The following is a 13,883-nucleotide window of genomic DNA, read 5'->3' as shown; positions in this document are numbered from 1 at the left end:
GGGCGACGTGGCCGTGGGGAACGGGGAGGTCGGCTTCGGCTCGGGCTGACCCGAGCCGACCGGCGCACCGCTCTCACCGGTCGCCGCCGGGCCCTTCGCCGACGCGTTCGCGCCGCCGTCACCGCCGCCCAGCGCCGCCATCGCCCCCGCCGACAGCACCACGACCCCCACGGCCACGGCGATGGCGGCGACGACGGGAGCGCGCCGCCGGGGCGGCCGCTCGCGGACGCGCGTGGGCGTCGGCTCGTAGGGGAGCGGCCAGCCGTACTCGTCGAACGGCTCGGTCCAGGCGGCGATGGCGCGGCGGTTCCCGGCGCGGTCCTCGGCGGTCGCGGCGGTCAGGACGTCCAGCCGCAGCTCGGCGGGGATCGCCGCGATCGGCAGGACCGACAGCAGCCGGTCGGGCGGCAGCGGCGGCGTCTCCCGCTCCCCGCACACCGGGCAGCTCGCCACGTGCCGGACGACCGACGCCGCCGTTTGCGGGGGCAGCGGCCACGACTCGGTCAGCGCCGAGATGCTGGGGCAGTCCTCCCAGTGGTTCTGCGCGATCAGGGCGGCGTGCAGCGCGGCGGCGAGGTCCTCGCGGGCCTTCTCCGTGAGCGCGAGCGTCTCCTCCAGCGGCATCCCGAAGATGCCGGACAGGTCGACCTCGTCCAGCTCGTGCCGCACCGCCAGGTCGATCGCCTCGCGCTGGCGGCCGTTGAGCGCGGCGATCGCGCTGTGCGCGAGCAGCCGGCGCTCCTCGCGCCGGGCGAGCTGCTCCTCGGTCAGGTCGTCGTCGGCCTCCGGCGCCTCCTGCCCGGTGTGCCGGTTGGGGCTGTCGCGGCGCCGCATGCACTCCTTGCGGGCGATCGCGTACAGCCAGCCGCGCAGCCGTTCCGGCTCGGCGAGGCGGTCGATGTGCTCGCGGGCGGCGACGACGACGTTGCGCAGCGCCCCCGCGGCCTCCACACGGTCGCGGAGCAGCCCGTGGCAGTAGTCGTAGAGGAACGGCGCGTAGGTGTCGTAGACCTCGGTCAGCGCGATGACGTCCCCGGCTCGCAGCGCGTTGGCCAACCTGAGGTCGTCGTTCTGCCCGGGCCCTGGCTCACCGGCCACGGGAACCCTCCCAGTCGAAATCGGTGTCGTCGATCCTGCCCCCGGTGAGCGCCGGCGCAGGCCGGTCCGCTCGGATTGCCTGATCTTGCCACCAAGTCGCCGAGAATTCTCCTATTTGCTCGGATTTCCGTGACTGATTCGGTACACGCCGTGGCCGTCCGCCCCGTTGATCAGCTGTTACTTCGCAAATGTGATCAATGCCACGTTTGCGGCTAGCCGCCGTCGTCCGGGGTGCCGGCCGGGCACGACAGGGTGACCGTGGCCCGGTCGCCGGTGGAGAAGCTGACCGTGCCGGAACCGCCCGGCGGCTGGCAGGTTCCGCTGACGCGGACCGTGGCCGACTGCCCACTGGCGAGCGTCCCGCCGCCGCCGGCGCTGAGGCCCCCGGACGTGCCCGTCACGGACCACCTGACCGTCCCGCCTCTGGCGCTCACCAGAAAGGTGCAGTCGCCCGGGCCGGTGCCGATGATCGTGCAGCCGCCCACCGAGAGCGTCCCGGTCCGCTGGGAGAGGGTCGGCCTCGGCCTGGACGAGCGGGACGGCGACCGGCGCGTCCGCGTCGGCGTCGGCGTCGTCGTGGTGGGGCTGGGCGTGGCCGTCGGAGTCTCGCTCTGCGTGGGCGTCGGCGACTCCGACGGGCTTTCGGTCTCAGTCGGCAGGGACGAGTCCGGCGCGGACGTGGACGGCCCTGGGGAGCCCTGGGCGTCCGTCCGCCCGCCGGACGAGTCCGGCAGGATGTAGAAGGCGCCCGCCACGATCAGCATCACCGCGGCCACGGCGGCGAGCACCGGCCAGAGCGCGCGCGGGGCTCCCCGTTTGCGCGAGGCCGCGGCCGCCCGTTCGACGGTCACGGGCCAGCCCCAGGCGTCGAACGGCTCGGCCCGATACGCGATGTCGGCCAGGTCGGGGGCGAGCGCCGGATCGGTCGCGGTGGCCATGACCAGGCCGCGCAGGTCGGTCGGCATCATCGCGATGGGCATGACCTGCAGGAGCCGCGCCGCGGACACCGTCCGGTCGCGCCGGGCGGCGCAGACCTGGCAGGTCTCGATGTGGTGGACGAGCTTGCGGACGCCGGGCGGCGGCAGCGGCCATCCGCCCTCGTCGACGATCGCCGCCACGCCGGGGCAGTCGCCGCCGTTCCGGGCGATGGAGGCGGCGGCGAGCGCGTCGTCCAGGCGGGCGCGGGCGTCGCCGGTCAGGTCGGTGGCCTCCTGCGCGTTCATGCCGAGGACGCCGCCGACCTCCACGGCGTCCAGGCCGTGCCGCAGCATGAGGTCCAGGGCCTCGCGCTCGCGGCCCCGCAGCCCCGCCAGGGCGCCGTGGACGAGCTGGCGGGCCTCCAGCCGCTGGGCCAGCTCCGCGTCGTCCAGGAAGGCGTCCTCGACCTCGGGGGCCTCATGGCGCTCGGCGGGACGGTCCGGATCGCGCAGCCGCCGCGTGCACTCGTTGCGGACGAGCGCGTACAGCCAGCCGCGGAAGCGCTCGGGCTCGCGCACGACGGACACGTGCGCGTAGGCGGCGATGAGCGCGTCGTGCAGGGCGCCGGCCGCCTGCTCCTGGTCGCGCAGCATCGCGTGGCAGTAGTCGTACAGGCGGGCCGCATAGCGATCCATGACCTGGATGAGGGCGCTCGGATCGCCTGCGGCCAGCGACCGGGCCAAGCGCTCGTCATCGGCGCGATCGAGACTGGGCCAACCGGACACGAAGTCCTCCCGCGGGCTCTGATCGGAATCCTCGTCCGCGTCGTCGGGGACGGGCTGGAAGATTCACTGGGAGCGGATGCACTCTCCCGGTTCCGGTCTCACGGCCGGCGGCCGGTGTGCCATTTCATCCGGCGTGCTCCGGGGGCCTCGCCCCGGTCAGCCGTCCGGGCTGAACATGACGCACTTCCCCTGTCACGGGCCAGGGAGGGAAAGTAGGTCGGAGGCCCGACGGCCCCGCTCCCCGTCGGGCCTCCACATGGTTGGACGGCCGCCTGCGGTGCCCGGTTGACACCGATCGCCAGGAAAAATCAAGAACTACCTGACGCATCCGCATGATCACGGATTGCTGGTCACCGGGAACCCGCTTCCGGGACACCCGTCACTGGATGCGGCGGGACAGCATCTTGAGGAAGATCTTCTGGATCTCCTCCGGCGTCTGCGCGACCTGGACGTTGCCGTTGGTCGCCTGGGCGATCTGCTCCAGCTCGTTGACGTCCACGCCGTCGCCGAACCCGATCATGTTGACCTGGATCGGCTTGTTCGGGTCCTGCATGCTCTTGAGCCGGTCCAGGGTGTCCTTCAGCGACGGGCCACCGTCGTCGTCGTTCTTGCCGTCCGTCAGCAGCAGGATCGAGTTGCCGAACTCCGGCTTGTAGGTCTCGTTCATCATCTCGTACGCGGCGAGCATGGTCCGGTACAGCCCGGTGTCGCCGTTCGGCTTCGGCTCCATCTTGTTGAGCGTCGACAGGATGAGGCCGCGCCGCGTGGTCGACCCGACCCGCTCGCCGAGCGCGCCGATCTCCACCGTCTTCTTGTACGGGAGGTCCCCGTTCATGTTCGTCGAGAAGAGCCACTGGCCCATCTCGGTGTCGTTCGACATCATGCTGAGCCCGCCCTGCGAGATCTGCGCGATGGCCTGCAGCCGGTTGGTGTTCGGCCCGACCTTCTCCAGCATCGAGCCGGACACGTCGATCAGGGTGAGCATCCGCAGGCCGAGCGACAGCTTCGACCACGCCTGCATGACCTTCGCGACGTCCTCGCTCTTCGGCTGGGGCAGCTGCCGCGGGCGCGCCGGGCTGACGCCGGCCTTCTCGTCGAATCCCTTGGGCGCCTTGCCGTCCGGCGTGCGGAACCCCGCCTCGTGGACGTCGGTGCGGGTGGCCTCGGTGGCCATCGCCTTCTCCAGGAGCCCGGCGGCCTTCTGCTTCGCGGAGTCCTTGGAGGTGACGGTGAACGGGTAGTCCATCGACAGCGTGCCCTCAAGCGGGTAGAGCGCGACCGCCGGCACGTTGGGCTTGCTCCGGTTGTGCTTCCACAGCGCCTGCTCGGACGACAGGGAGATCGGCTGCTTGCCGCCGGTCTTCTTGTTGAACGTCTCGAACTCCGCCTGGACCGTGGGGACGGTGCTCTCCCGGACGGTCCGGACGATGCCGGTGAAGATCGAGTCCCGGTTGGGGTCGTTCGCCAGCAGCGTGCTGGTGACCATCAGCGAGCCCATGCCCGCCGCGTTCCGCATCGGGTCGGGCACGACCAGGCGCACCTTGCCGGGCGGGATCATCTGGTTCTTGGTCACGGCTCCGCCGGCGACGCCGCCGGCGGCCTTGAGCAGGTTGTCCCAGGACGGGCTGGCGGTGACGCCCTGCTGCTTGAGCTGGACGGCCAGCGGCTGCGGCAGGCCGACCACGATCGGGCTCGTCGCGAGCGACGTCTTGGTGGCGCTGACGCCGGCCTTGCCGTCCGCGCTGGCCTGGGCGAGCGAGATCCACAGCGACGAGTCGGGGATCCACACGTCCGGGCGCTCGTTGGCCGGGTTCGCGACGCCCTGCCCGGACAGCAGCGTCGACACCGTCCCGGGCTCGACCTTCTTCACCCTGGCCTGGGCGCACTTGCCGCCGCTCTCCTGGCCGGCGTCGTTGAAGCGCTCGGCGGCCTTCTCCACGACCGGCGCGATGTCGGGCGCCGCCGCCACCGACAGCGTCATCGCGTCGTCGCCGCAGCCGCCGCTCGCGGCGAACGCGTAGACGCCGACGCCGAGCAGCAGCGCCAGGCCCGCCGCCCCGGCCATCGGCCCGATCAGCACGGCCGCGTTGCGCTTGCGCTTGCGGCGGCCGTACTCGTAACCTCCGGACTCACCGCCGTACCCGCCGGAACCGCCGGGATCGCCCGGTCCGCCGCCGAAGGCCCCGGCCGGACCGCCGTCCGAGCTGCGGATGGAGTCGTACTCGCTGTATCCGGTACCGGCCAGCGGTGACGAGGAACTCCCGGGACGGCCCGCGCCGCCCGGTTCCCCGGCGGGGTACCCGCCGGAACGGCCGTCACGGTAGCCGCCGCTCCCGGACGGGCCGTACCCGCCGGAGCCGCTGGAGCCGCTGGAGCCTCCGGAGCCGCTGGAGCCGTAGACGGGCTGCTCGGACGACCGCCGCGGCGTGAACCACTCCGGTGTCTCGCCCGATGCACCGGGACCGGCCGCGCCGGGCGGCGCCCCCTGCGGGCCGGCCTGCGGCTGGGCGAGCGGCTGTCCGGGGCTCTCCCGCCCGCCGAACCAGTCGGAGGAGCCGTCGTTGGCCGGACCGAAGACGGGACGGGACGGGTCGTACCCGCCCTCGTCCATCCCCTCGGGGATGTCATTGCGATGACGTCCGCTCATGACCTGCCCTCGATTCACCAGAAACCCGCCGATGTTCCACGGCACTGTAGTAGTACGTCCCAGAGGTTACAAAGAACTCAAAACTGATAATGACGCAGGTCATGAGCGTATGTCCCAACGATGCTGGCATTGCCTCCCTTCTTCACGATCCGTGCACGAGGCACCACGGAACCGCCCGCGAGCGCAGCAGGGCAGACTTGGGGGATGGCCAGCCTGGTTCCCGTCACCGACCCCGCCGACCCGCGTCTCGCGGACTTCGTGCGCCTGCGAGACGTGAATCTCAGGAAAAGCCTTGAAGCCGAGCACGGCCTGTTCGTCGCGGAGGGCGAAAAGGTGATCCGCCGCGCGGTCGGCGCCGGCCACCCCGTCCGCTCCCTGCTGATGGCCCGCCGCTGGGCCGCGCCGCTCGCCGACGTCCTGGACGGCCTCGACGCCCCCGCCTACATCGCCGACGACGCCACGATGGAATCGATCACCGGGTTCCAGGTCCACCGCGGTGCCCTGGCGTCCCTGGAACGCCTCCCGCTCCCCGACGTCAAGGCCGTCCTGCCTGCAGCCCGCCACGCCCTCGTCCCGGAGGGTCCCGTGGATCACGCGACCGCGAGCGGTACCACGACGCGCGGTGAGTCTTCGCAGGTGAGCACGGTACGGCGTTCCCGGATCGCGATCTTGGAGAACCTGGTCGACCACGCGAACGTCGGGGCGTGCTTCCGGTCCGCCGCGGCGCTGGGCGTCGACGCCGTGCTGGTGACGCCGAGCTGTGCCGATCCGCTCTACCGCCGATCGATCAAGGTCAGCATGGGGGCGGTCTTCCAGGTGCCCTGGACGAGGATCGACGACTGGCCGCAGGGCATCGACGAGATGAAGGCGGCGGGCTACGTCGTCGCAGGTCTCACACTCGGGAGGGGCGCGATCACTCTGGACCGGCTGGTCACCGAGGACCACGAGAGGCTCGCGCTGGTGTTCGGCACGGAGGGCCACGGCATCACGCCGAAGGCCGATCGGATGCTCGACCGGCGAGTGACGATCCCGATGATGCACGGGGTCGACTCGCTCAACGTCGCGGCCTCGTCGGCCGTGGTCTTCTACGCGAGCCGAGTCCACAGGCCGGAGCGGGACTGAGAGACCCGTCCGCGGAGGGGCCTCCGCGCCTCGGCGACAGGGTCCCGACCGGGCGGCTCCCCGAGCCGGTCTCAGATGGCTTCGTCGCTTTCCCGACGAACCGAGCGGAGATTCACGGGACCTCGGTGGCCGTGAGATCCGCTCGGCTCGTCAGGCCGCCGGTTCAGGCCGGTACCGAGGCGGGCTCTTCGGTGCGCCGGCGGCTCCCGTTGCGCAGGTGCGCATGGGTGAGGGCGGGGAGGATCGTCAGGATCGCGAGAACGGCGAGGGCGATGCCGAGCACGATCGGAGCGCGCAGGCCGTACCGCGGAATGAGCGCGGAGCCGACGGCCGAGCCGATCATGACTCCGAGGGTGATGAACGAGCCGTGGATCGTGTTCACCAGCGGGGCGGTGCTTCCGGCGCGCTGGACGCGCACCGCCATGGCCGGGTTCATCGTGATCCCGACCAGGCCGATGCCGAGCATGAACGCGAGCGCCAGCGGCGGCACGTCGGCGAAGAGCGCGAAGCCGGTCAGGACGATCGCGTTCAGTCCGGTGCCGACCAGCAGGGTGGAGATGGTGTGCGCGTCGGCCAGCCGCCCGACGACGACGTTCCCGATCAGGGTCGCACCGCCGTAGACGAGCAGGAGCACGGGCACGATGCCGTCGGAGAATTCGGTGACCTCGGTGAGGATCGGGGTGAAGAAGCTGAATGCGGAGAACGTCGCGCCGATGATCAGGGTGCTGGAGGCGAGCGCGAGCAGGAACTGCGGACGCCGCAGCACCGAGAGTTCCGAGCCCGTTCCCCCTGAGGCCCGGGCGTCGGCGGGCGCCGCGGGTTCGCGCACGAGCGCGAGGGTCAGCGCGGCGGCCGCCACGGTGATCAGGGAGATCACCCAGAAGGCGGCCTGCCAGCCGAACCGGCCGCCGACGAAGGTCGCCAGAGGCAGGCCGAGCAGGGTGCCGAGCATCAGTCCGTTCATGACGACCGCGACCGCGCGACCGCGCACCCGTTCGTCGACCAGGCGGACGCCCATCGACACCGCGATGCCGAAGAACGCCTGCGAGGCCGCCCCGCTGATGATCCGCGCCAGGACCATCATCGGGTAGCCGGTGGCGAGTGCCGCGATGACGTTGCCGACCAGGAAGAGGACGAAGACGCTCATCAGCGCGGTCCTCGGGGGGACGCGCTGGAGCGCGACGGTGAGGAGCGGTCCGCCGACGGCCATCGCCGCGGCGAAGATCGTCACGAGGTAGCCGATCTGCTCGATCCCGGTGCCGAGCCCCTCCGCGAGCTGCGGCATGAGGCCCGCGACCGTGAACTCGCTGGTCACCATCGCGAAGACGCCGGCGGCCAGGATATAGACCGCGGGCGGGACGGCCGTCTCGGCGCCGGTCGCCGATGTCGTGGTCACGTCGATCACCTTTTCTGTACTCAAGAATCCAAAATGAGGGCATGGGAGAGTGCCGCGCCTGGGGGGCGCCGTGATCAATTCAGAATCGAGCCCAGAGCGGCGAGGGTGATCCTGCGGAGGGCTTCCGGGGTCACGCCCGTCTGGGCGGTGACGCGCATGCCGGAGATGACGGTGTTGACGAGCATCGCACCGTCGTCGGGGTCCGTGTCCTCGTTGACGGACCCGTCGAGCCGCCCCGCCCGGATGGCTTCCGCCAGCAGGGAGGTTCTCTCGCGCAGGTCGCGGTCGAGAATGCGCGCCACTCGCGGGTCGCGCTCGCGCAGGTCCGGACTCAGGAGGCTCTGCACGACCATGCATCCGGCGGCGTGTCCACGCTTCGAGGCCTGTACCTCCTCGTCGATGACGACGTCGATGAGCGCATGCAGCCGCGCCGCGCCCGACACCGCGTCATCGGCGAGGATCGCCGCCTGGCGCCGCCCGGTCGTCTCGACGTAGTGCTCCAAGGCGCGGACGAACAGCTCGTCCTTCGAGGTGAACGCGTTGTACAGGCTGCTGCGACGCACACCGGCCGCCGCGCAGAGCTGCTCGGTCGACGTGTCCGCGTAGCCGTGCACGCGGAACTCGCGTGCCGCCGCGTCCAGCACGGCGGTCTCGTCGAACGTGCGAGGTCTGGCCATGGCGATCACCATAGCAGAGTTTTGAACTCCAAAATCCAAAAAGCGGGCCGTGGACTCGCAGGAGGATCACCCCGGCGCATGTCCGCTCATTTCAGCAGGCCGCGCGCGACCGCGGCCATCGCCCGCCACACCCTCGTACGCCGACCGGCCCCGGCCGTACCCGCCTCCCTCGCGGTCGTCGGTGTGGACGACGCGGCCCGCGGCCGGACGGTCCTCTCCGAAAGGAGACTGGCGCGCGTACACCTGCTCGGCATCATGCCGGGCTGGCCGCCAGTAACAAACAAAATGAACCTCGACAAGGGTGTTCGAAACCTGTTCGTCACCGCGGCCCTGGCCGCCGTCGCGTTCGTGGCGGTGGGATGCACCGGAACCTCCGAAGCCGATGGGCCGTCGCCCGAGCCGACCGTCGTCGTCACGGTCACGCCGGACGAGACGGTGTCGCCGGACGCGACGGCCTCGCCGGAGGCCTCGCCCACCGAGACCGCCCCGGAGCCGTCCGCCACGGAGCAGGCGGGTCTGGTGGTCACGAAGTACGAGGAGGAGGGTTCGTACACCCTCGTCCTGGCGCCGCTCGACGCCGACAAGCCCAGCCTGACGTACCTGCTGGAGCTGACGGACCTCCGCGACCTGGAGAACCTGCCCGCAGGTTCGCCGTACGACGCCGACGACCTCTGGACCGTCGTGGTCTCCACGGAGATCTACGACTCCTGCCAGCAATTCGACGAGTACAAGGACTCGGCGTGCTAGTACGCGCCGGGTCGGCCGGCCGGTGACGAACCGGCCGGTCTGACCAGGATCCCCTGGGCCACGCGGCTCAGGGGATTCCTTTTGCCATGGCCCTTCACTTGCCGAACATGCCCCTGCGGGGACGGCGGTGCGTGCCCTTCGCGTGCTTCACGGCCCCGGCCGTGCGCAGGCGCCGACGCCCCAGCCGTACCTGGGTCAGCAGCAGCGAGAACGCCACCAGCAGCGCCGCGAGCCACGCGATCTGCGTGCTGGCCATCCGCTCGAACGTGAGGTCCTGCGCGACGGGGGCCTCGTTGCCCTGCAGCCGGCTCTGCGGCGTCGACCCACCGGTCTGGTTCGGCGCGACGGACGGGCTCGGCGCCTGGATCGGCGGCAGCGCCACCTCCGGCTTCTGCGCATCGAACGACGAGTTCGGCTCCGGCGCCACAGCCCCACCGTCCGAGATGGCCGAGCCGTCCCCACCGGACCCGCCGCCATCCGAGCCGCCACTACCCCCGCCGGAGCCGCCGCCCTCACCGGACGAACCGGTGGGTGAAGGCTTGTCCCGCGGCGGTTTCGAGGACGACGGCGGATCGTCGGGTGTATTGGTCGCCGTCTTCGTCGGCGACGGTGACGGGACGACGTACTTGATCGTCGTGGTGCCGGTGGCGGCTTCGACGTCCGCGGCCTTGACGGTGGCGGTGACCGTGAACCTGGTGGTCTCGTCGGCCCCCTTCTTCGGCACCTTCACCGTCGAGTTGACGGATTTCGGCGTCCCATCGGCGAGGTCCCCTACGGAGCACCCCTCTCCCACGAAGGGTTCTCCGCAAGCACCGGCGAACGTCGTCCCCTTGAGGGCCGCCGTGATGTTCGTGACCTTGACTTCCGTTGCATCGCCGCCGACGGCCTCGATGGTCGTCGTGATCTCCAGGGATTGCCCGGAATCCACCGTGGCGTCCTGCGGCTCGACACTCACTTTGAGTTCGTCGGCGGGAGGGGCGGTCGTGCCGGTGTCCGTGGGGGAGGGGGACGGTGTCTCGTCGGCGAGGGCCGACGCGCCGCCGGCGGCCAGGATGGCGGCCGTGCCGAGGCCGACGAAGATCGGTTTCACCGCTGATCGGCCGATCACTGCCGCAGCACCTCCGTCGCGTCGCCGTTGAGCGCCCGTATCGCTACCCGGGGATCGCCCCGGGAATCATGCGAACACGGATCCGCGGGGCAAATCAAGCCCGCGCGCCATCAGATCAACTCCTCCCGGACGTCCTCCACCTCGGCCCGGGGAGCCCATGTCTGCCAGATACCCTGGTCGATGCGGTCGAGGCCGAGTCTCTCGGCGACCGGGGCCCGTCCTCCCGTGTACTCGACCCGCAGCCAGGTTTCATGCTCGCCGACGATGACGAACCGCTCGCCGCGCCAGCGGCACATCGTGCGGACGTAGCGCAGATCCTCGACCTCCGACGCGGGGACGATGCGGCGGTAGCGTCCGGGACGCAGTTCCTCGAACCCGTCGGTCGGCCCCGGCGCGTACAGCCTGATCTCACCGTCGGCGCCCGGCGCGGCCTCGAAGTCGCGGCCGAGCCACCGCGCGACGTACCCGTCCCGGATCACTGCGAGGCCTCCGTCCGCCCGTTCCACGAATCGGCGTTCGCGTCCGGCCGCAGCCAGGCGAGCCGGTCGGGGTCGTACATGGCGATGAACCGCTCGGACCGGTCCCTGCCCAGGTAGTACATCTCCGCGCCGAACGGGAGGCGGACGCTGTCCACCTTGTACTCGCGGATGGATCCGGCGCTGCCCGGCGCGAAGCCGCTCCCCAGGAACGGCGGCCGCTCGATCACCCAGCCGGCCTCGCCCCAGGCGGCCAGGTCCTCCTCGTTCCGCCCGCCGAACGGAATCCGGTACAGGTCGGGAACGTAGGCGGGCCACCGGATGACGTACACGCCCTCGTCGCCGGGCGAGAACGAGGTGCCCTCGTACAGGAGCCCCAGTGCCTCGTACAGCTGGATCGGCGTCTGCAGCTCCGCCACGTCGCCCGTCGAGTGGACGAATCCGCCGACCCGGTCGTACCCCTGCTCCAGGTACCAGGCGACGTGCACGTGCGGCACGACCTTCTGCATGATGGACGGCGACAGGATGCGGTCGTCGAGGTCTTCGGGCGGCATCCGCGGGGTCGGCTCCGGCCGCGGCGGCGGCAGCGGAACCTCCGGCCGCGCCTGGACGAGCCCGACGCGCAACGCCCACTCGCTCAGTGCCAGCACCTGGTCGCCGCCCAGGGACGCCCCGATCCGGGCCCCGGGGTTGAGGAGCATCGTCCAGTCCTCGCGGGGCCACACACCGATCAGCTCGCGGAAGTCGGCGTACACGAAGCGGGACTCCGGCAGCACCTCGCGCAACCGGACCAGCGAGGTGAACACCTGCACGGCCGCCTCGCTCCGCAGCGCCGCGTCCCACCGGAACTCCCGCTGGACGGGCGTCATCTCAAGCGGCGCGTCAGCGGGGATCGGCACCAGCACGTTCGCGTTCAGCAGCACCCGGAGGAAGGCGTCCGAGTCTCCGCTCTGGGCGGCCTCGTAAAGTTCCTGGTCGATCCGGTTCCCCGGCTCGAACGCCGCCTCGGGCTCGCCCACGGCCCGCAGCGTCCGTCCCTGCTCCCCTTGGGGATCACCGGCCGCGCCCGGACGGGCACTCGGAACGCCGGGACCGGCGCCCTGCGGTGCCTCGCCGACGGGATGGGCACTCGGTTCGTAGGCGGCGGGCCCGCCACCGGCTCCCGTGCCGGTGTGCGCTCCCGGCATCCCGGACGCGGCCCCGTCGCCCTGCGGGCCGGGCTCGGTGGCCCCCGGGTGGCCGCCCGAGCGTGGGCCCGGCTCGGCCGCGCCGGGTGCCGCGGGCAGATTCCCGGGAGGCGCAACGGGGCCGTCGTCGGCCGTCCGAGCCGGGGAGCCTGTCGGCGCACCGGGGCCGCCCGCGTGTTCTCCGGGCATGCCCGGAACGGCGGGCATGCCGGGACCACCGGTGCCGGGCACCGCGGGCGCCGCCTGCTGCGGCTCGGGAGACGTGCCGCCCCCGTCGCCTGCGGTTCCGCCCGGTGGGGTCGCCGGATCTCCGGTGGCAGGGGCGCCGGGGCCGCCCCAGAGGCCCCCGGGCACGCCAGGCGCGCTGTGCCCGCCCGGACCTTCGTTGCTGGACGGCCCGATGTGTTCGGCGAAGGCCGCGGGCCCACCGGCAGGTCCACCGTCGCTCTGCGGCGCCGGTGGCGGAGGCGACCCGGGCGGGGCCATGCCCGGCGCTTCTCCCGGGACGCCGGGCAGCGCGGGCCCGCCCTCGGCGGGGCGCCTGCGCGGCAGGTCGCCCGCGAAGCCATGCGGCCCCGTGCCCGGCTGTGCGGTCTCGCCGGTGCCGCCCGGGCGCTCGTCCGATGTCGCGGGCCCTTCAGCGATGGTGGGCGTCGCCGGGCCAGACCCGCCGTCCGCGGGCGGTACTCGCCGAGGATCGCCCGGGAAGCCCTGCGGGCCCGTGCCGTGCTGCGCCGCCTGGCCGGGGCCGCTCGCATGCTCGCCCGCTGCTGCGGGTCCCTCCGGGGTGCCGGGCGCCGGAGTACCGGGCCCGCCCTCCGTGGCTGCGGCGGGCGGCGGATCGGCGGGGGAACCCGCCGGGCCCGCGCCAGGGTATGCCCCCGGGCCGGGGACGGAGTGGGCGCCTGTGTACTCGCCGGGTGTCGCGGGTCCGGCTCCATATTCGGCGGGACGTCCACGTGGCAGATCGCCCGGGAGTCCTTGCGGGCCGACGCCGGGTTGTCCGGTCTCGCCGGGCGCGCTGGAAGCGTCCGCGTGCTCGCCTAGTGCCGTGGGCCTGTCAGGGACGCCTGGCGTCGTGAAGCCAGGCGCGCTCTGCGCCGCCGCCTCAGGCGGTAGGTCGCCCGGGAGTCCTTGCGGTCCTGTGCCGTGCTGTGCGGGCTGGCCGGGGGCAGCGGGGATGCCCATGTGCTCACCTGGCGTCGCGGGCCCTTCGGAACGGGCAGGCGAAGTGGAGACGGGGCCGCCCGTGTGCTCGCCGGGTCCTGCGGGTCCCTCCGGAGTGCCGGGTCCCGCGGGTGCAGGCGTGCTGTGCGCCGCCGCTTCAGGCGGTAGGTCGGCTGGGAGTCCTTGCGGTCCTGTGCCGTGCTGTGCGGGGTGGCCGGGGGCAGCGGGGGTGCCCGGGTGTTCGCCTGGCGTCGCGGGCCCTTCGGAACGGGCAGGCGAAGTGGAGATGGGGCCGCCCGTGTGCTCGCCGGGTCCAGCGGGTCCCTCGGGGGCGCCGGGTGCCGCGGGTGCAGGCCCGCTCTCCGGCACCGTCTCTGGCGGCAGGTCGGCCGGAAGTCCTTGCGGGCCCGTGCCGTGTTGGGCGGGCTGTCCGGGGATGGCGGGGATGCCCGGGTGTTCGCCTGGTGTCGCGGGTCCGTCGGGGGTGCCGGGTGTCGCGGGCCCAGGTCCGGCCTCCGTCGCCGGTCCGGGCGGGAGGCCGGTCGGGGTGGTCTG

At 72.3% G+C, this 13,883-nt stretch carries 10 protein-coding genes; 2 read left to right on the top strand and 8 right to left on the bottom strand.

Translation table 11 applies throughout. The features are described 5' to 3' along the window. The 3 genes from E1281_RS28460 to E1281_RS28450 all read right to left on the bottom strand — a co-directional run. Window positions 1–1,098, bottom strand: a 1,098-nt coding sequence (locus E1281_RS28460) for a sigma-70 family RNA polymerase sigma factor (protein WP_131882793.1), incomplete at its 3' end; no start/stop codon positions are given. Between the two features lie 212 nt (window positions 1,099–1,310). Further along, window positions 1,311–2,801 (bottom strand): sigma-70 family RNA polymerase sigma factor, encoded by a 1,491-nt coding sequence (locus E1281_RS28455; RefSeq protein ID WP_279433659.1) that lies wholly within the window; start codon window positions 2,799–2,801, stop codon window positions 1,311–1,313. A gap of 379 nt (window positions 2,802–3,180) precedes the next feature. After that, entirely contained in the window at window positions 3,181–5,448 is a 2,268-nt protein-coding gene (locus E1281_RS28450) for a substrate-binding and VWA domain-containing protein (RefSeq protein ID WP_131882791.1), read from the bottom strand. A 204-nt stretch (window positions 5,449–5,652) separates the two neighbouring features. Between E1281_RS28450 and E1281_RS28445 the strand changes: the two genes are divergently transcribed. Beyond that, window positions 5,653–6,570 (top strand): RNA methyltransferase, encoded by a 918-nt coding sequence (locus E1281_RS28445; RefSeq protein WP_131882790.1) that lies wholly within the window; start codon window positions 5,653–5,655, stop codon window positions 6,568–6,570. A gap of 163 nt (window positions 6,571–6,733) precedes the next feature. Here E1281_RS28445 and E1281_RS28440 read toward each other — a convergent pair whose 3' ends face one another. Further along, window positions 6,734–7,966, bottom strand: coding sequence for an MFS transporter (locus E1281_RS28440; RefSeq protein WP_243717502.1), 1,233 nt, complete (start codon window positions 7,964–7,966; stop codon window positions 6,734–6,736). 74 nt (window positions 7,967–8,040) lie between these two features. Next, window positions 8,041–8,643 (bottom strand): TetR/AcrR family transcriptional regulator, encoded by a 603-nt coding sequence (locus E1281_RS42185; RefSeq protein ID WP_131882789.1) that lies wholly within the window; start codon window positions 8,641–8,643, stop codon window positions 8,041–8,043. Between the two features lie 78 nt (window positions 8,644–8,721). Between E1281_RS42185 and E1281_RS28430 the strand changes: the two genes are divergently transcribed. Next, window positions 8,722–9,390 (top strand): hypothetical protein, encoded by a 669-nt coding sequence (locus E1281_RS28430; RefSeq protein WP_131882788.1) that lies wholly within the window; start codon window positions 8,722–8,724, stop codon window positions 9,388–9,390. 94 nt (window positions 9,391–9,484) lie between these two features. On the opposite strand, the gene E1281_RS28425 is transcribed toward E1281_RS28430, so the two are convergent. The 3 genes from E1281_RS28425 to E1281_RS40570 form a co-directional block, all read right to left on the bottom strand. Then, entirely contained in the window at window positions 9,485–10,498 is a 1,014-nt protein-coding gene (locus tag E1281_RS28425; RefSeq protein ID WP_131882787.1) for a hypothetical protein, read from the bottom strand. Window positions 10,499–10,608: 110 nt separating this feature from the next. Next, window positions 10,609–10,977, bottom strand: a complete 369-nt coding sequence (locus E1281_RS28420; RefSeq protein WP_131882786.1) for a hypothetical protein — start codon at window positions 10,975–10,977, stop codon at window positions 10,609–10,611. After that, a complete protein-coding gene (locus E1281_RS40570; protein WP_165959148.1) occupies window positions 10,974–12,368 on the bottom strand; it encodes an SseB family protein in 1,395 nt (464 codons plus the stop codon). Before E1281_RS40570 ends, E1281_RS28420 begins: the two co-directional genes overlap by 4 nt. Between the last annotated feature and the right edge of the window lie 1,515 nt (window positions 12,369–13,883).

Origin of the sequence: Actinomadura sp. KC345 (genome assembly GCF_004348515.1) — a bacterium.
Classification (GTDB): domain Bacteria; phylum Actinomycetota; class Actinomycetes; order Streptosporangiales; family Streptosporangiaceae; genus Spirillospora.
Note: the sequence above shows the minus strand (reverse complement) of the source record. Positions and strands in the feature narration are given on the sequence as shown.